The sequence below is a fragment of the Pseudomonas cichorii genome (assembly GCF_015471405.1).
GTDB lineage: Bacteria > Pseudomonadota > Gammaproteobacteria > Pseudomonadales > Pseudomonadaceae > Aquipseudomonas > Aquipseudomonas serbiensis.
In genome coordinates, this window is the sequence record NZ_BLVZ01000022.1 from 46,452 (window position 1) to 63,788 (window position 17,337).

Sequence of the window (17,337 nt, forward strand, 5' to 3'; positions counted from 1 at the left end):
TTGAAGAGAACCCCGATCAGCCTTGCCGGCTTCATCCTGCTGGCGCTCTCTGGAGCGCTGGCGGCGACAAGCGCACAGGCTTCGACCTTGCGTTGCGGCAGCCAGTTGATCAGTACGGGGGACCGGATCTTCGAGGTTCAGCAGAAGTGCGGAACACCTGTCAGCCAGGAAGTTGTGGGCAGCAAGGAAACCTACAGCAGCAACTACCGCAGGTCCGAGGAAGTGAGAGTCGAGGAATGGGTCTACGGCCCCGATAACGGGATGTATCGATACCTGCGCTTCGAGGGTGGTCGTCTGGTCAGGATCGACAGCAAACGCGGACATTGAGCGGCAGAAATAGAACAGGCCCCAGTGCGAACACCGGGGCCTGTAATGGCCACATCCTTGTAGCCTCTCGCATGAACTTCCTGTCAGCCGACAACCTGCGGGGTCATCGGCTCGACGTCAGATGCTCATTTCAAAGGGTTATTCAGCCTTCAGGCCATCGGCCGAAACAGCCTGAACGCCTTTGATTTTCTTGGTGATAGCCACAGCAGTTTTCTTCTGGGCTTCAGTCACCGCGACGGTGGAGGACAGGGAAACCACGCCTTTGTTGGTTTCAACCTTGATGTCCGAGCCTGGGATGCCTTTTTCAGTCAGCAAGTCAGCTTTGACCTTGGTGGTGATCCAGGTATCGGTAGTCGCTTCCTTGGCCTCAGTCACTTCACCGGCAGCCAGCATCATTGGAGCCTGGGTGTTGGTCTGAGCGAATGCAGCGTTAGCCATGGTCAGAGTCAGGGCAGTTGCAGTGGCAGCAGCGATAGCGAACTTCTTCATACGATAACTCCTGTTTTTCTCAGAAACTGCAGCACATCGTTGGCTGCAGGGTTATCAGGTATATCGCAAGGGGTGTGCCAATCTGCCACAAGAAATAAAATCGTTTAAATTCAATGAGTTATATTTTTATCTATTTTGCACGATCGTGCAGATTGCCCGTTCGACCAAAAACCTCACTTGCAAGATGCATGTTCCCGTCGGGCGTTTTGAGAGACTTTGCGTAAGCCGTTATTTACGCTCATAAAAAAAGGATCCCGAAGGATCCTTTCTTTGGCGAAGCCTAGCGAGCTATCAAACGCCCGACGCTTTTGCAGCGGCTACGTCTTTGATCGACAGCTTGATACGGCCGCGGTTGTCCACGTCCAGTACCAGAACTTCAACTTCCTGACCTTCTTTCAGGATATCGGTCACTTTCTCTACGCGAGCATCGCTCAGCATGGAGATGTGAACCAGACCGTCCTTGCCAGGCAGGATGTTCACGAATGCGCCGAAGTCGACGATACGCTCAACCTTACCGACGTAGATCTTGCCGATTTCCGCCTCGGCGGTGATACCCAGAACGCGCTGACGTGCTGCTTCAGCCGCTTCCTTGGTTTCGCCGAAGATCTTGATCGAGCCGTCGTCTTCGATGTCGATCGAAGCCTTGGTCTCTTCACAGATTGCACGGATGGTCGCGCCGCCTTTACCGATGACGTCACGGATCTTGTCGGTGTCGATCTTCATCGCGATCATGGTCGGAGCGTTGGCCGACAGTTCGGTACGCGACTGACCAATGATCTGGTTCATCTGGCCGAGGATGTTCAGGCGAGCTTCCAGGGCCTGGCCCAGGGCGATCTCCATGATTTCTTCGGTGATGCCTTTGATCTTGATGTCCATCTGCAGCGCGGTAACACCTTTGGAGGTACCGGCTACCTTGAAGTCCATGTCGCCCAGGTGATCTTCATCACCCAGGATGTCGGTCAGAACTGCGAATTTCTCGCCTTCCTTGACCAGACCCATGGCGATACCGGCAACAGGAGCTTTCATCGGCACACCGGCATCCATCAGAGCCAGGGAAGCACCGCAGACCGAAGCCATGGAGCTGGAACCGTTGGACTCGGTGATTTCCGATACGACACGGATGGTGTACGGGAACACGTCAGTCTCAGGCAGCATGGCCTGAACGCTGCGACGAGCCAGACGGCCGTGACCGATTTCACGACGACCAGCGCCACCCATGCGGCCACACTCGCCTACCGAGAACGGAGGGAAGTTGTAGTGCAGCATGAAGGGGTCTTTCTTCTCGCCTTCGAGGGTGTCCAGCAGCTGTGCGTCACGCGCAGTACCCAGAGTAGCGACAACCAGAGCCTGGGTTTCGCCACGGGTGAACAGTGCAGAACCGTGAGTCTTCGGCAGAACGCCCACTTCGATGTTCAGAGGGCGAACGGTGCGGGTGTCACGGCCATCGATACGAGGCTTGCCGTTGACGATGTTCTCACGCACGGTGCGGTATTCGATTTCACCGAAAGCGGCTTTGACTTCACCGGCAGACGGGCTGCCTTCTTCAACAGCCAGCTTGGCAACGACCTGGTCACGCAGCTCGCCCAGACGCGCATAGCGGTCGGCTTTGACAGTGATGGTGTAAGCCTGGGAGATCGCGTCGCCGAACTCGGAACGGATCGCGCCCAGCAGGTCAGTGGCTTCAGGCTTTGGCTGCCAGTCCCAGACAGGCTTGGCGGCTTCGGCGGCCAGCTCCTTGACGGCATTGATCACGACCTGGAATTCGTCGTGGGCGAACAGAACGGCACCCAGCATCTGGTCTTCGGTCAGCTCACGGGCTTCGGACTCAACCATCAGAACGGCTTCGGAAGTACCGGCTACAACCATGTCCAGGCTCGAAGCCTGCAGTTGCTCGTAAGTCGGGTTCAGCAGGTAGCCGGTGCTTTCGTGGAAAGCAACACGGGCAGCGCCGACAGGGCCGTCGAACGGAATGCCGGAGATGGCCAGGGCAGCCGAAGTACCGATCATCGCAGCGATGTCCGGATCGGTTTTCTTGCTGGTGGAAACCACGGTGCAGACAACCTGCACTTCGTTCATGAAGCCTTCTGGAAACAACGGACGAATCGGACGGTCGATCAGACGCGAAGTCAGGGTTTCTTTCTCGGAAGGACGACCTTCACGCTTGAAGAAACCACCAGGGATCTTGCCGGCAGCGTAGGTTTTTTCCTGATAGTGCACGGACAGCGGGAAGAAGCCTTTGCTTGCATCGGCGTTCTTGGCGCCGACCACTGTCACCAATACGCTGACGTCATCGTCAACGGTGACCAATACTGCGCCGGAAGCCTGACGGGCGATGCGGCCAGTCTCCAGGGTTACGGTCGATTGACCGAACTGAAATTTCTTGATTACCGGGTTCACGGTTTCCTACCTTTTCTGTGGCTCTTGGGGAACTGGTTTCTTGCGAATTCTTGGGCAGCGAGGGGAATCGGACCCTTCGGCAGTCCAGATAAAACTAGAGGCTGGAAGCCTGCCAGAACCATCGGTATACCGATGAATCGTGACAGACAACCAACCTCTCGCAACGTCGTTATTAGCGACGCAGACCCAGACGACCGATCAGGGCGCTGTAACGGCTAACGTCCTTACCTTTCAGGTAATCCAGCAGCTTGCGACGCTGGTTTACCATACGGATCAGACCACGACGCGAGTGGTGGTCCTTACCGTTGGCCTTGAAGTGGCCTTGCAGTTTGTTGATGTTGGCGGTCAGCAGTGCAACTTGCACTTCTGGCGAACCAGTGTCACCAACAGCTTGCTGGTAGTCGGTTACGATCTGAGCTTTTTCTTCAACGCTGAGTGCCATGTGGGCAATCCTTCAGTAAAGGAGCCGCTTCCGGGGAAGACGGTTCCAACAGGCCGGGGACAAACCCCGTATTAAAAAATGAGATGTGACCGTGCCTGTTGACAGCCACCCTCGTTCCAGGCTGCCTGCATGCAGCCAGCCTGGTTCCGGTCATTCTGACCGAATCAGACGACGCGGCGCTATACGCCCGTCTTCGCTTACTTCACCGATACCGATGAAGCGACCTTCATGATCCTGCACCCGAACCATGCCGAACTTCGGCGCATCCGGTGCTCTTACCGGCTGACCATGCAGCCAGTAGAAAGAACTGTGTTCCGAAAACTTCAGCAGTGGCCAATGTAGCAGACCGCTGTCCGATGGCATCAGAAAACGGTCGACCGCTTCGTTGCCACCGTCGGCGTGTACCTGCTCAAGCTCTTCGAGCGTGACCGTCTGGCTCAGGTTGAAAGGCCCGGCCTGGGTACGACGCAGTTCGGCTACATAGGCCCCACAGCCCAGTTTCTCACCAATATCCTCGACCAGAGTCCGGATATAAGTGCCTTTGCTGCAATCGACCGAAAGACGCGCAGTCTCGGACTCGCTAGCCAGCAATTCCAGGCGCGCAATAATAACAGAACGAGGCTCGCGCTCCACTACTTCCCCGGCACGGGCCAGCTTGTAAAGAGGCTGGCCATCACGCTTGAGGGCCGAGTACATAGGAGGTATCTGGCTGATTTGACCGCGAAAAGCAGGCAACACCGCTTCGATATCTTCGCGACCAACGGTCACCGGGCGAGTCTGTAACACTTCGCCTTCAGAGTCTGCCGTGGTGGTGGTCTTGCCCAGTTGCATCAGCGTCTCGTAGGACTTGTCCGAATCGAGCAGGTACTGAGAGAACTTGGTGGCTTCACCAAAGCACAACGGCAACACACCTGTCGCCAAAGGATCGAGGCTGCCGGTATGCCCGGCCTTTTCGGCATTGAGCAACCAGCGCACCTTTTGCAGGGCCGCATTGGAAGTAAAGCCCAGAGGCTTGTCGAGCAGAATGATACCGCTGACGTTTCGGCGTATACGCTTGACCTGAGCCACGCCTTACTCCTCGGTACTGTCCGGCTTCACGCCTTGTGGCGCGGAACCTTCCTGATGTTGTCCGTCTTCGGCCACTGCACGCTCGATCAATGCCGAGAGATGTGCGCCACGAGCCACGCTTTCGTCGTAGTGGAAGTGCAACTGCGGCACGCTGCGCAGTTTCATTTCACGGGCCAGCTGCATGCGCAGAAAGCCTGCGGCGGAGTTGAGCACCTTGATGCTCTGCGCGATTTCCTCGGCGCTGTCCTGGCCCATTACGGTCATGAAAATCTTGGCGTGACCGACATCACGACTGACATCGACAGCAGTGATGGTGACCAGACCCACACGTGGGTCCTTGATTTCGCGGCGGATCAACTGCGCCAGTTCGCGCTGCATCTGATCGCCAATTCGTTGGGTACGGCTATATTCTTTTGCCATGGTTTGCTACCTGTTACTGACTCGGGACCAAACCCTGACAGTCTGAAAGCGGCAAACGCCCGGCCTGACAATTGCCAGACCGGGCGTTGCGTTTAGAGCCCATGACAGAAGCTGAGGCATTTGCATGCCTCGTTCTGCCATGGCTCCTACAGCTCGCGACTTAAAGGCTGCGAGCAACCTGGACCTTCTCGAAGACTTCGATCTTGTCACCGACCTTGACGTCGTTGTAGCTCTTGACGCCGATACCGCATTCCATGCCGGCACGAACTTCAGAAGCATCGTCCTTGAAGCGACGCAGGGATTCCAGCTCGCCTTCAAAGATAACGATGTCGTCGCGCAGAACGCGGATTGGACGGTTACGGTGAACGACACCTTCAATAACCATACAACCTGCAATCGCGCCGAACTTCGGCGAGCGGAACACGTCACGCACTTCGGCGATACCGAGGATGTTCTCGCGAACATCGCTGCCCAGCATACCGGTCAGTGCTTTCTTGACGTCTTCGATGATGTCGTAGATCACGTTGTAGTAACGCATATCCAGACCTTCCTGCTCGACGATCTTGCGAGCGCCGGCATCGGCACGCACGTTGAAGCCGAACAGTACAGCGTTGGAGGCCAGTGCCAGGTTGGCGTCGCTCTCGGTGATACCACCGACACCGCCACCGACAACACGCACTTGCACTTCGTCGTTACCCAGGCCGCCCAGGGCGCCCTGCAGTGCTTCCAGCGAACCACGGACGTCGGATTTGAGGACGATGTTAAGCGTCTTCTTCTCTTCCTGGCCCATGTTCTCGAAGATGTTTTCCAACTTGCCGGCATGAGCGCGAGCCAGTTTGACTTCGCGGAACTTGCCTTGACGGAACAGAGCGACCTCACGAGCCTTCTTCTCGTCAGCCAGTACGCTCATCTCGTCGCCAGCGTCCGGCGTGCCATCCAGACCGAGGATCTCGACCGGAATCGACGGGCCAGCCTCTTTTACAGGCTTGCCGTTCTCGTCGAGCATGGCGCGGATACGACCGAAGTTCGAGCCGACCAGAACCATGTCGCCCTGACGCAGAGTACCGTCCTGAACCAGAACGGTCGCAACCGGGCCCCGGCCTTTGTCCAGACGGGATTCAACGACAACACCACGGCCAGGAGCCGATGGAGTGGCCTTGAGTTCCAGAACTTCAGCCTGCAGCAGGACCGCTTCGAGCAGTTCGTCGACGCCGGTACCCATTTTCGCGGAAACCGGAACGAAAGGCGTATCACCGCCCCACTCTTCGGAAGTCACGCCATGGACCGACAGTTCGCTGCGGATGCGATCGAGGTCAGCGCCCGGCTTGTCGATCTTGTTCACTGCAACAACCAGCGGCACGCCAGCAGCTACGGCATGCTGAACGGCTTCGATGGTTTGCGGCATCACGCCGTCGTCTGCTGCAACAACCAGGATGACGATATCGGTCGCCTTGGCACCACGGGCACGCATTGCGGTAAACGCGGCGTGACCAGGGGTGTCGAGGAAGGTGACCATGCCGCGTTCGGTTTCAACGTGGTAGGCACCGATGTGCTGGGTGATACCGCCGGCTTCGCCAGCAGCAACCTTGGCACGACGGATATAGTCGAGCAGGGAAGTCTTACCGTGGTCAACGTGGCCCATTACGGTCACGACCGGAGCACGGGAGAACGTCTCACCTACGAATTTCAGCGATTCGGCCAGGGAGTCTTCCAAGGCGTTGTCGCTGACCAGCGTGACCTTGTGGCCCAGCTCTTCGGCGATCAACTGGGCAGTTTCCTGATCCAGTACCTGGTTGATGGTCACCGGAGTGCCCAGCTTGAACATGAACTTGATGACTTCAGCTGCCTTGACGGACATCTGTGCCGACAGTTCGCCAACAGTGATCGTCTCGCCGATGGCAACGTCACGAATAACCGGACCGGTAGGGTTCTGGAAACCGTGGGCATTGCGTTTCTTCAGCTTGGACTTGCCACGACCACCACGACGGAAACCATCGCTTTCTTCGTCGGTAGTACGAGGAGCAACGCGAACAGCCGGTGCCTTCTCTTTTACCGAAGCACGATGCGGGGCGTTCTTGCGCTCGCCGTCGCCGCCACGAGAGTTGCGATCATCGCCACGGGTCTTGTCCGGACGACGCTGATCGTCACGCTTGCGAACTTCGACAACAGGCGCAGCAGGTGCGGATGTTGGCGCAGGTGCCGCAGGGGCAGCAGGCGCTTCACGTACTGGCTCGGCAGCAGCCACAGGGGCTGGCGCAGGAGCAGCTTCTGCAACGACCGGTTGAGCAGCAGGCTGGCGACGCGCTTCTTCTTCGGCGCGGCGCTTGGCTTCTTCTTCAGCCTTTTGACGGGCGGCATTTTCTACCGCACGGCGTTCGTCCAGCTCACGCTTGCGCTCGGCTTCGATTTCTTCCGGGCTGCGTTGCACGAAAACTTTCTTCTTGCGCACTTCAACGCTGATGCTTTTGCTGCCAGCAACGCGCAAGGTGCTCGTGGTCTTGCGCTGCAAGGTAATCTTGCGCGGCTCTTCCACTTTAGCCTTGTGGCTGCTTTTCAAGTGAGTCAGCAACGATTGCTTTTCACTGTCGGTCACATGTTCCTCGGCGGCGGTGTGCGGCAGACCTGCCTCACGCATCTGCTGCAGCAGGCGCTCTACCGGTGTTTTGACCTCATCGGCCAGTTGTTTCACCGTGACTTGCGTCATGCACTTCTCTCCTCAGGCCGCGCCTGTTACTCGAACCAATGGGCTCGGGCGGCCATGATCAACTTGCCGGCACGATCATCGTCAATGCCGTCGATGTCGAGCAGGTCATCTATAGACTGCTCGGCCAGGTCTTCGCGGGTAATTACGCCGCGCACCGCCAGTTCCATCGCCAAATCCTTGTCCATACCCTCAAGCGAGAGCAGGTCTTCGGCCGGATGGGCGTCTGCCAGCTTTTCCTCAGTAGCGATGGCTTTAGTCAACAAGCGATCCTTGGCACGAGCGCGAAGCTCGTTGACGGTTTCTTCGTCAAAGCCATCGATGTTGAGCATTTCTTCCAGCGGTACGTAGGCAATCTCTTCCAGGCTTGTGAAGCCTTCATCAACCAGTACCTGCGCCAGATCTTCGTCGACTTCCAGCTCTTCGATGAAGTTGCGCAGAATGTCACCGGTCTCTGCCTGCTGCTTGGCCTGGATGTCCGATTCGGTCATCACGTTCAGGGTCCAGCCAGTCAACTGACTCGCCAGACGCACGTTCTGACCGCCACGACCAATGGCCTGAGCCAGGTTGTCCGCACCAACAGCGATATCCATTGCATGGGCATCTTCATCGACGATGATTGCCGCCACTTCTGCAGGGGACATTGCGTTGATCACGAACTGCGCCGGGTTATCGTCCCAGAGCACGATATCCACACGCTCGCCACCCAACTCGCCGGATACGGCCTGAACACGCGAACCGCGCATGCCGATGCAGGCGCCTTGCGGGTCGATTCGTTTGTCCTTGGAGCGAACAGCGATCTTTGCACGAGAACCCGGGTCACGGGAGGCAGCCATCACCTCGATCAGACCTTCGGCAATTTCCGGTACTTCGATACGGAAAAGCTCGATCAGCATTTCTGGCGCAGTACGCGACAGAATCAGCTGAGGGCCACGGTTTTCAGTGCGGATTTCTTTCAGCAGAGCCCGCAGACGCACACCTACCCGGAAAGTTTCCCGGGAGATGATGTCTTCGCGAGCCAGCAATGCTTCGGCATTGTTGCCCAGGTCAACGATGACATTGTCACGTGTAACCTTTTTAACAGTACCGGAAATGATTTCGCCCAGACGCTCGCGATAGGCATCGACCACCTGAGCACGCTCGGCTTCACGAACCTTTTGCACAATGACTTGCTTGGCGGTCTGCGCAGCAATACGACCGAACTCGATGGACTCGATCTTCTCTTCGATCAGATCGCCAGCGACAGCACCCGGCTTTTTAGCCTGGGCCTGGTCTACAGCCAACTCGTAGGCCGGATCGTCCAGATCTTCGTCTTCGACCACAGTCCAGCGACGGAACGTCTCGTAGTTCCCGGTGTGGCGGTTGATTTCCACACGCAGCTCAACTTCATCTTCGAAACGCTTCTTGGTAGCAGTGGCAAGAGCCAGCTCCAACGCTTCAAAAATCACTCCTGCCGGAACGCCCTTTTCATTGGACACCGACTCAACAACCAGCAGTACTTCTTTGCTCATCGTACGCCTCGCCTTTCGCAAGCCATTGGATCCGCGGGATCCGCAGTATCTGGCACGTCTCAGTCAAACGTGGGAATAATGTTGGCTTTGTCGATCAAGTCGATCGGCAACAGGTACTCGTGATCTTCTACATGCACCACGACATCCTGCTCCTCCACCCCGCGGAGAAGGCCTTGAAAGTTGCGTCGACCATCGAATGGCGAGCGCAGCTTTATTTTCACTTGTTCCCCAGCGTGCAAAGCAAACTGTTCAAGAGTGAACAGCGGGCGATCCATGCCGGGAGAAGACACTTCAAGCGTGTATTCAGCACTGATGGGATCTTCAACATCCAAAACACCGCTGACCTGGCGACTGACTATTTCGCAGTCCTCCACCAGAACGCCGCCTTCTTTGTCGATATAAATACGCAGCAGTGAATGTCGGCCCTGGGAAAGAAATTCAATTCCCCAGCATTGATAGCCAAGAGCCTCGACCACCGGGGCCAACAAGGCCTGCAACTGTTCTAGCTTGCTCGACACCTGAACCCCCTCGTGCATGCTTTAGAAATAAAAAAATGGGCTAAAGCCCATCATGAAAACGCCGCTGAACATCGGCGTTATGTACTGTCCAGCTAACAAAAAGCCCCTAGAATAGGGGCTTCGCGAAACTGGTTGCGGGGGCTGGATTTGAACCAACGACCTTCGGGTTATGAGCCCGACGAGCTACCAGACTGCTCCACCCCGCGACAAAGCTGGGGCGGAAGTATACGACCGATCCCTTAAAGGGTCAATCCAACATCCACCTACAAGAAAGCCCGCTAGTGCGGGCTATCCTGCTTAATTGGTACCGAGAAGGGGACTCGAACCCCTACACCCTATGGGCACAACCACCTCAAGGTTGCGTGTCTACCAATTCCACCACCTCGGCATTACAACTCTTTTTGGCGACCTCAACAAACATCGCCGAATTCTTTTTTACTTCTGCTCTGGAGCTTGAGGTACGTCAGCTGGAACTACCGCTGGCTTTTGCCCTTCGAGCACCGGAACATCATCTGCTGCCGGTTTTTGTTTCACTTCCAATACCGCTGGATTTGGTAAACCTACTTCAGTCAGCCCTTGAGCTTTCTCTTTAGCAAAGTAACCTAACCCCAAGCTGGTTATGAAAAAAGCTGCGGCGAGTATAGCAGTAAACTTACTGAGAAAGGTAGAGGTTCCTTGCCCTCCGAACACAGTATTTGATGCACCTGCTCCGAAAGACGCACCGGCGTCCGCACCTTTACCCTGCTGCAGCAATACCAGGACAACAACGCCCAGAGCGCCCAGCAGATGAAAAACGACTACGACTGTTTCCAGCATTTTTTCAGTTTCCCGCGGCGCGACAGATCGCACCGAACTCATCTGCATTCAGGGAAGCTCCACCAATGAGCCCCCCATCGATATCCGGCATGCTGAACAACTCGACCGCATTGGCCGCCTTCACGCTGCCGCCATAAAGAAGACGCACGCCTTGTGCGACTTCGGAATTCTCTTTCGCCAGCTGCGCGCGAATAGCTGCGTGCACGTCCTGCGCCTGCTGAGGCGAGGCTGTCAGCCCGGTACCAATGGCCCAGACCGGCTCGTAAGCGATTACCGCATCAACAAATGCACCAATGCCAAACTCGGCGATGATGCTATCGAGCTGCTGCCCGACAACTTCCAGCGTCTGACCCGCTTCGCGCTGCTCAAGGGTTTCCCCTACACACAACACCGGTATCAGGCCGCTCGCCTGAATCGCCGCAAACTTGCGATTGAGAACATCATCCTGCTCACCAATCAATTGGCGGCGCTCGGAGTGCCCAACCAGTACAAACCTGCAACCTGCATCAGCAAGCTGACTCGACGCTATCTCGCCTGTCAGCGCACCCTGTGCTGCCTGTATCGCAGCATCCTGGGCACCAACGGCGATGGACTGGCCCTTGAGCCCTTCAACCGCCTGAGCGATGTAGAGACTCGGAGGCATAACCGCGATATCAACATCGCTTGGCAGAACCTGCCCGGCAAGCCCGTCGATCAGCTCAGCGACGCTGGCGCGGGTACCGTGCATCTTCCAGTTACCAGCTACCATAGGGCGACGCATGCTACACCTCGTCGGTCAAAGTGGGCGCAGATGTTACCCAACACTTTCAACACTGGCAAGCCAAAATCAGGCGCAAACTTCAGCAACAAGCTTCGCCAGCTCATCGGCATAGTTTCTGACCTGAGTTTCGTCCTCACCCTCGACCATGACCCGCACCAATGGCTCGGTGCCAGACTTGCGCAGCAAGACGCGACCACGCCCCGCCATTTCCGCCGTAACACGGGCACAGGCTTCCTGTACCGACGGATGGGAAACCGGATCCACACCACCGCCAAAGCGCACATTGACCAATACCTGAGGGCATTTGCGCAGCGCCTGACGAATCTCGCACAGGCTGACACCCCGACGACGCAAGGCAAGCAGCACCTGCAAGGCAGCAATAATCGCATCCCCCGTCGTGGTGTGCTGGAAGCAGACGATATGCCCGGAGTTTTCACCGCCGATCTGCCAGTCGCGCTCCAGCAGCTCGGCAATCACATAGCGGTCACCGACATTGGCCCGCACGAATGGAATATTCTTCTCGGCAAGTGCCAGCTCAAGCCCCAGGTTGCTCATCAGGGTACCGACCACGCCGCCCCGCAAACGACCACGCTCCTGCAGATCACAGGCAATGATGTACAGAAGCTCGTCGCCATCGACGATCGCCCCCGTATGATCAACCATCAGAACCCGGTCGCCATCGCCATCGAATGCGATCCCCAGATCAGCCTTTTCAGACACCACGGCAGCCTGCAACGCTTCCATGTGGGTGGAACCGCAATCCTTGTTGATATTGAGCCCATCAGGTTGCGCCGACAGCACAACGACCTGCGCGCCCAATTCACGGAAAACGTTGGGGGCCACTTTATAGGTAGCGCCGTGTGCGCAGTCGATCACCAGCTTAAGGCCGGCAAAACTGGTACTGGTCGGCACACTGCTTTTACAGAATTCGATATAACGTCCGGCCGCATCGTTGATACGCGAAACCTTGCCGAGCTTTTCGGATTCGGCGACGGTCATCGGCGTATCCAGCAGCTCTTCAATCATCTTCTCGATCTCGTCAGGCAGCTTGGTGCCCTTGCCCGAGAAGAACTTGATGCCATTGTCGTAATGCGGATTGTGGGAGGCACTGATAACAATGCCCGCCTCGGCATGAAAGGTGCGGGTCAGATACGCGATAGCCGGTGTAGGCATCGGACCAAGCAGCATGACATCCGCCCCGGCAGCCGAAATACCGGCCTCCAGCGCAGACTCGAACATGTAACCGGAGATGCGCGTGTCCTTGCCGACAAGAATCCTGCAGGCGCCCATTCGGCGAAATGCCATGCCGGCAGCCCAGCCGAGCTTGAGCATGAACTCAGGCGTGATTGGAAACTGTCCTACCCGACCACGAATGCCGTCAGTTCCGAAATACTTTCTTGTAGTCATAAATGCTGCTCCGCAGTTTCTTACTCAGCCGATTCGACAGCTGCAATCATGCGCACCACATCAGCCGTTTCGGCGACGTCGTGCACACGTAGAATTCGAGCCCCTTTGGTCATCGCCAAAGCGGCCAATGCAAGGCCTCCATACAACCGCTCCCCGACAGGACGCTCCAGCACGGCACCGATCATGCTTTTGCGCGAAACCCCGACCAGTAACGGTCGCCCAAGAGAATGCAGGGCCTGCATATGCTTGAACAGACTCAGGTTGTGATCCAGCGTCTTGGCGAAACCGAAGCCGGGATCAAGGATGATCCGGTCACGCTCGATACCTGCCGCCGCACACTGATTCATCCGCTCAAGCAGAAAAGCGCTGACCTCACCCAGCAGGTCGGTGTAACGCGGGTCATCCTGCATATTGCCCGGCTCGCCGAGCATGTGCATCAGACAGACCGGCAGACCTGTCTGAGCGGCAGCCACCAGGGCACCAGGGCGACCCAACGAACGCACATCATTGATAAGCCCCGCACCGAGACGAGCCGTTTCGAGCATGACTTCAGGCGTGGAGGTATCAACCGAAACAATGACGTCCAGTTCGCGGCCGATAGCTTCTACCACCGGCGCAACCCGTTCAAGCTCTTCAGCAGGAGAAACAGGAGGCGCACCAGGACGAGTTGACTCGCCACCGACATCAATCAGAGTCGCACCCGCCAGAACCATGCCCTCGGCATGACGCAAGGCTGCATCAAGCTGGCTGTAACGGCCGCCATCCGAGAATGAATCTGGAGTTGCATTGAGGATGCCCATCACGTGCGTACGGGCCAAATCAAGAACCCGGTTGCCGCAAGGCAACCGGGTCGGGTACAGCGTAGATGTCATGTCAGACCTTAATGTTCAGCAGCAGGACCGCCGATAGGGGCTTCCGGGCGGGCATCCGTAACAGGCGTGCCCTTGGTACCCGAACCGCCTTCCCAGTCTCGCGGCTCACGCGGAGGTCGGCCCGCCATGATGTCATCGATCTGGTCGGCGTCGATAGTCTCATATTTCATGAGCGCCTCCGCCATCGCATCGAGCTTGTCACGGTTATCGGTGAGAAGCTGCTTGGCGGTGTTATAGCTGTGATCGATGATACTGCGAACTTCCAGATCGATCAGCTTGGCTGTATCACCGGAGAAACTCGAATTCTGGCTGGCACCACGGCCCAGGAAGCCTGAATCCTCATCTTCCGAATACATCAACGGACCGAGTTTTTCCGACAACCCCCACTTGGTCACCATGTTCCGGGCAATCTGACTTGCACGCATGATGTCGTTGGAAGCACCGGTGGTTACACCATCAAAGCCCAGCGTCATTTCTTCAGCGATACGACCGCCGTACAAGGAGCAGATCTGGCTGACCAGAGCGCGCTTGGACAGGCTGTAGCGATCTTCTTCCGGCAGGAACATGGTCACACCAAGGGCACGACCACGTGGAATGATCGATACCTTGTAGACCGGATCATGCTCAGGCACCAGTCGGCCAACAATAGCGTGACCCGCTTCGTGATAGGCAGTGTTCTGCTTTTCCTTTTCGGACATGACCATGCTCTTGCGCTCGGCGCCCATCATGATCTTGTCTTTGGCCAGCTCGAACTCTTTCATTTCAACGATGCGCTTGCCGGCACGGGCTGCAAACAGGGAAGCCTCGTTGACCAGGTTGGCAAGGTCAGCACCCGAGAAGCCCGGAGTACCACGAGCGATGACCGCAGGATTCACATCCTCGCCCATCGGGACTTTACGCATGTGAACCTTGAGAATCTGCTCACGACCACGAATATCCGGCAGACCTACAACGACCTGGCGGTCGAAACGGCCTGGACGCAGCAATGCAGGATCCAGTACGTCAGGACGGTTGGTAGCGGCGATGACAATGATGCCATCGTTCATTTCAAAGCCATCCATCTCGACCAGCAACTGGTTGAGGGTCTGCTCACGCTCATCATGACCGCCACCCATGCCGGCGCCACGATGGCGACCCACGGCATCGATCTCGTCGATGAAGATGATGCATGGCGCGTGCTTCTTGGCCTGCTCGAACATGTCACGGACGCGGCTTGCACCAACACCCACGAACATTTCCACGAAGTCGGAACCGGAAATGGTGAAGAATGGCACTTTCGCTTCGCCGGCAATCGCCTTGGCAAGCAGGGTCTTACCAGTACCTGGAGGACCGACCATCAGCACGCCGCGAGGAATACGACCGCCCAGACGCTGGAACTTACCCGGATCGCGGAGGAACTCGACCAGTTCGCCTACTTCTTCCTTGGCCTCGTCACAACCTGCCACATCGGCCAGAGTCGTCTTGACCTGATCTTCGGAAAGCAGGCGCGCCTTGCTCTTGCCGAAGCTCATCGGACCGCCCTTGCCTCCCGCACCACCTTGCATCTGGCGCATGAAGAACATGAACACGGCAATGATGACCAGAATCGGGAAGCTGGCGACCAGCAACTGGGTCCAGATGCTCTGCTGCTCAGGCTGCTTGCCTTCGACAACCACATTGTTATCGACCAGATCACCAATCAGACCATTGTCCGCAATGGCGGGACGAATGGTCTTGAAGGTGTCGCCATCACTGCGCTTGCCCGTGATCACGGCGCCGTCCACGGAAACCTTCTCGACCTTGCCATCCTTGACCTGCTGGATGAACTCGGAGTAGTTGAGGGTCTGCGGCTCGTTCGGGCTGGAGAAGTTGTTCATCACCGTCACCAGGACAGCCGCGATGATCAACCACAGGATCAAATTCTTTGCCATATCGTTCAATTAGCTACCCTCTGAAGCAAGCTCCACGCAGGAAGCGTGCCTCGCATGATATTCACCGGCCTAACTTACTACAGAACCTACAGATGTGGCAGGCACCGTCTGTAACCCTTTGTGAAACTTTGACTGCATGATGGTCATACATGCGCCATCAGCATAGCCATTTGAAAAAAGCTATCGACCACCATCAAAGACGCTCATCGCTTGCAGCGCCTTCGACTGCGCGAAAACCGCGAGCCAGCAGGTATTGCTCACGAGACCTGTCTCGCGACGACAACGGCTTGCGCATCTGCACCTTGTCGAAAAGCTTGCGGATATCCTTGTGGTACACATCAAAGCCCTCGCCCTGGAAGACCTTGATCAGGAAATCACCACCCGGTCGCAAGACCCGACCTGCAAGATCCAGTGCCAACTCGCAGAGGAACATTGCACGCGGCATGTCCACTGCACTCAATCCACTCATATTGGGGGCCATATCGGAAATCACAAGGTCTACCTGCGTATTGCCGACAGCTTCCAGGATTTGAGCGAGAACCGCGTCCTCGGTGAAGTCCCCTTTGATGAAGGTCACATCGGGGATGCTGTCCATATCAAGGATATCGGACGCGATCAGGCGACCCTGACCACCAATCAGACGACTGGTCACCTGAGACCACCCCCCCGGAGCCGCCCCAAGGTCAATGACCGTCATGCCTGGACGGATGATCTTGTCCTTCTCCTGGATCTCCAGAAGCTTGTAGCTGGCACGGGAACGGTAACCGTCCTTTTGCGCCATTTTGACGTATTTGTCATCAAAGTGTTCTTTGAGCCAGTTATGGCTTGTCTTGGAACGGGCCACGGGGCACCTCAAAAATAAAACGAGTCGTGATTAACTGGGCGGTCCCGGACTCGCTCGGGTAAACTGGCCGCCGCTTTTTTACAAGATCAGACGCAGGGGTCAGATTATGCCGCTCACTCAAGAGCAGAAGAAACAATACAAATCCATTGGCCACCATCTGAAACCAGTATTGATCGTGGCTGACAATGGTTTGACTGAAGGTGTGCTCGCCGAACTTGAACGCGCACTGAGCGATCACGAGCTGATCAAGATCAAGCTCAACATCCTCGATCGCGAAAGCCGCCTCCAGACCATCGCAGAGCTCTGCAAGGCCGGTTCAGCGGACCTTGTGCAGGTCATCGGCAAAATGGCGTTGATCTATCGCAAGAACCCAAAGGTAAACAAGCAATTGTCCAACGTCCACCGCGCAAGCTGATTTAAAAAGCCAGGGCGCCTTCAGCGCGCCCTGATGCTCCTTCCCGGTACAGGCTGCAAGACCAGCAACAAGCCGCTCAACGCCAACACCAGATAACTCAGCAACTGCCAATGCAGAGCATCGGCAAACCAGTGCCGGAGCACGTAATAAGCCGCTGACGACATCAATGCAACCGAAAGCAATTGCCCGCGAAAATCCCGCCAGACACTTGCCAACCGCTCGAACCGGACAAGAAGCACCAATTGAAGTAACGCACAGGCCGCTGCAAAACTTACCAGCAAAGCACTGGCGCGATTGGCAAACTGGTCGATGAACAACGGTGCAAGGCCTGTCTGATCAAGCACAGCCAATGTCGCCAGATGCAGCAGGACCAGCCCGCCCACCCACAAGGTCTGGGCAAGCTGCCAGATAATTGCGCCCGCAGGAAACGGGCGCACCCC

General features: G+C 56.7%; 17 protein-coding genes and 2 tRNA genes. 2 read left to right on the plus strand and 17 right to left on the minus strand.

Annotated features, from left to right (window positions below; all coding sequences use genetic code 11):
- Nucleotides 1-327: a DUF2845 domain-containing protein gene (locus JL015_RS26225; RefSeq protein WP_201020536.1), complete on the plus strand. Its 327-nt coding sequence runs from the start codon at nucleotides 1-3 to the stop codon at nucleotides 325-327.
- Between the two features lie 138 nt (nucleotides 328-465).
- Here the strand turns inward: JL015_RS26225 and JL015_RS26230 are convergent, their stop codons facing one another.
- The 16 genes from JL015_RS26230 to rlmE all read right to left on the minus strand — a co-directional run bounded on the left by JL015_RS26230 (nucleotide 466) and on the right by rlmE (nucleotide 16,482).
- Nucleotides 466-816 carry a BON domain-containing protein gene (locus tag JL015_RS26230; RefSeq protein WP_201020537.1) on the minus strand — a complete coding sequence of 117 codons (351 nt, stop codon included), beginning with the start codon at nucleotides 814-816 and terminating at the stop codon, nucleotides 466-468.
- 291 nt (nucleotides 817-1,107) lie between these two features.
- Nucleotides 1,108-3,213, minus strand: coding sequence for a polyribonucleotide nucleotidyltransferase (gene pnp, locus JL015_RS26235; protein ID WP_201020538.1), 2,106 nt, complete (start codon nucleotides 3,211-3,213; stop codon nucleotides 1,108-1,110).
- A 172-nt stretch (nucleotides 3,214-3,385) separates the two neighbouring features.
- Complete coding sequence (rpsO, locus tag JL015_RS26240; protein WP_002555121.1) at nucleotides 3,386-3,655, minus strand: 30S ribosomal protein S15; 270 nt, start codon at nucleotides 3,653-3,655, stop codon at nucleotides 3,386-3,388.
- A gap of 150 nt (nucleotides 3,656-3,805) precedes the next feature.
- A complete protein-coding gene (gene truB, locus JL015_RS26245) occupies nucleotides 3,806-4,723 on the minus strand; it encodes a tRNA pseudouridine(55) synthase TruB (protein WP_201020539.1) in 918 nt (305 codons plus the stop codon).
- Between the two features lie 3 nt (nucleotides 4,724-4,726).
- Complete coding sequence (rbfA, locus tag JL015_RS26250; protein ID WP_201005506.1) at nucleotides 4,727-5,143, minus strand: 30S ribosome-binding factor RbfA; 417 nt, start codon at nucleotides 5,141-5,143, stop codon at nucleotides 4,727-4,729.
- A gap of 160 nt (nucleotides 5,144-5,303) precedes the next feature.
- Nucleotides 5,304-7,847, minus strand: coding sequence for a translation initiation factor IF-2 (infB, locus tag JL015_RS26255; RefSeq protein ID WP_201020540.1), 2,544 nt, complete (start codon nucleotides 7,845-7,847; stop codon nucleotides 5,304-5,306).
- A 26-nt stretch (nucleotides 7,848-7,873) separates the two neighbouring features.
- Nucleotides 7,874-9,355 (minus strand): transcription termination factor NusA, encoded by a 1,482-nt coding sequence (gene nusA, locus JL015_RS26260; RefSeq protein WP_201005510.1) that lies wholly within the window; start codon nucleotides 9,353-9,355, stop codon nucleotides 7,874-7,876.
- A gap of 59 nt (nucleotides 9,356-9,414) precedes the next feature.
- Nucleotides 9,415-9,873, minus strand: a complete 459-nt coding sequence (gene rimP, locus JL015_RS26265) for a ribosome maturation factor RimP (protein ID WP_162880526.1) — start codon at nucleotides 9,871-9,873, stop codon at nucleotides 9,415-9,417.
- Nucleotides 9,874-10,002: 129 nt separating this feature from the next.
- Nucleotides 10,003-10,079: transfer RNA gene (locus JL015_RS26270), tRNA-Met, on the minus strand.
- A gap of 96 nt (nucleotides 10,080-10,175) precedes the next feature.
- Nucleotides 10,176-10,261: transfer RNA gene (locus JL015_RS26275), tRNA-Leu, on the minus strand.
- A gap of 47 nt (nucleotides 10,262-10,308) precedes the next feature.
- Nucleotides 10,309-10,689: a preprotein translocase subunit SecG gene (gene secG / locus JL015_RS26280; protein ID WP_201005512.1), complete on the minus strand. Its 381-nt coding sequence runs from the start codon at nucleotides 10,687-10,689 to the stop codon at nucleotides 10,309-10,311.
- A gap of 4 nt (nucleotides 10,690-10,693) precedes the next feature.
- Complete coding sequence (tpiA, locus tag JL015_RS26285) at nucleotides 10,694-11,449, minus strand: triose-phosphate isomerase (protein ID WP_201005514.1); 756 nt, start codon at nucleotides 11,447-11,449, stop codon at nucleotides 10,694-10,696.
- 66 nt (nucleotides 11,450-11,515) lie between these two features.
- Nucleotides 11,516-12,856, minus strand: a complete 1,341-nt coding sequence (glmM, locus tag JL015_RS26290; protein ID WP_201020541.1) for a phosphoglucosamine mutase — start codon at nucleotides 12,854-12,856, stop codon at nucleotides 11,516-11,518.
- A 20-nt stretch (nucleotides 12,857-12,876) separates the two neighbouring features.
- Nucleotides 12,877-13,728, minus strand: a complete 852-nt coding sequence (folP, locus tag JL015_RS26295) for a dihydropteroate synthase (protein ID WP_201020542.1) — start codon at nucleotides 13,726-13,728, stop codon at nucleotides 12,877-12,879.
- An 8-nt stretch (nucleotides 13,729-13,736) separates the two neighbouring features.
- A complete protein-coding gene (ftsH, locus tag JL015_RS26300; RefSeq protein ID WP_201005520.1) occupies nucleotides 13,737-15,638 on the minus strand; it encodes an ATP-dependent zinc metalloprotease FtsH in 1,902 nt (633 codons plus the stop codon).
- A 193-nt stretch (nucleotides 15,639-15,831) separates the two neighbouring features.
- On the minus strand, nucleotides 15,832-16,482 hold the full coding sequence (gene rlmE / locus JL015_RS26305) for a 23S rRNA (uridine(2552)-2'-O)-methyltransferase RlmE (RefSeq protein ID WP_201020543.1): 651 nt from the start codon (nucleotides 16,480-16,482) through the stop codon (nucleotides 15,832-15,834).
- A gap of 106 nt (nucleotides 16,483-16,588) precedes the next feature.
- Here rlmE and JL015_RS26310 point away from each other — a divergent pair, with 106 nt between their 5' ends.
- Entirely contained in the window at nucleotides 16,589-16,897 is a 309-nt protein-coding gene (locus JL015_RS26310) for a YhbY family RNA-binding protein (RefSeq protein ID WP_025258493.1), read from the plus strand.
- Nucleotides 16,898-16,917: 20 nt separating this feature from the next.
- Here the strand turns inward: JL015_RS26310 and JL015_RS26315 are convergent, their stop codons facing one another.
- Nucleotides 16,918-17,310, minus strand: coding sequence for an MFS transporter (locus JL015_RS26315; RefSeq protein WP_201005666.1), 393 nt, complete (start codon nucleotides 17,308-17,310; stop codon nucleotides 16,918-16,920).
- Nucleotides 17,311-17,337 lie beyond the last annotated feature (27 nt).

Bases quoted from the DNA above. Each gene is read 5' to 3' on its own strand.
- JL015_RS26230 (WP_201020537.1), bottom strand. From the start codon at position 816: ATGAAGAAGTTCGCTATCGCTGCTGCCACTGCAACTGCCCTGACTCTG.
- rpsO (WP_002555121.1), bottom strand. From the start codon at position 3,655: ATGGCACTCAGCGTTGAAGAAAAAGCTCAGATCGTAACCGACTACCAG.
- rbfA (WP_201005506.1), bottom strand. From the start codon at position 5,143: ATGGCAAAAGAATATAGCCGTACCCAACGAATTGGCGATCAGATGCAG.
- infB (WP_201020540.1), bottom strand. From the start codon at position 7,847: ATGACGCAAGTCACGGTGAAACAACTGGCCGATGAGGTCAAAACACCG.
- nusA (WP_201005510.1), bottom strand. From the start codon at position 9,355: ATGAGCAAAGAAGTACTGCTGGTTGTTGAGTCGGTGTCCAATGAAAAG.
- secG (WP_201005512.1), bottom strand. From the start codon at position 10,689: ATGCTGGAAACAGTCGTAGTCGTTTTTCATCTGCTGGGCGCTCTGGGC.
- tpiA (WP_201005514.1), bottom strand. From the start codon at position 11,449: ATGCGTCGCCCTATGGTAGCTGGTAACTGGAAGATGCACGGTACCCGC.
- glmM (WP_201020541.1), bottom strand. From the start codon at position 12,856: ATGACTACAAGAAAGTATTTCGGAACTGACGGCATTCGTGGTCGGGTA.
- folP (WP_201020542.1), bottom strand. From the start codon at position 13,728: ATGACATCTACGCTGTACCCGACCCGGTTGCCTTGCGGCAACCGGGTT.
- ftsH (WP_201005520.1), bottom strand. From the start codon at position 15,638: ATGGCAAAGAATTTGATCCTGTGGTTGATCATCGCGGCTGTCCTGGTG.
- JL015_RS26310 (WP_025258493.1), top strand. From the start codon at position 16,589: ATGCCGCTCACTCAAGAGCAGAAGAAACAATACAAATCCATTGGCCAC.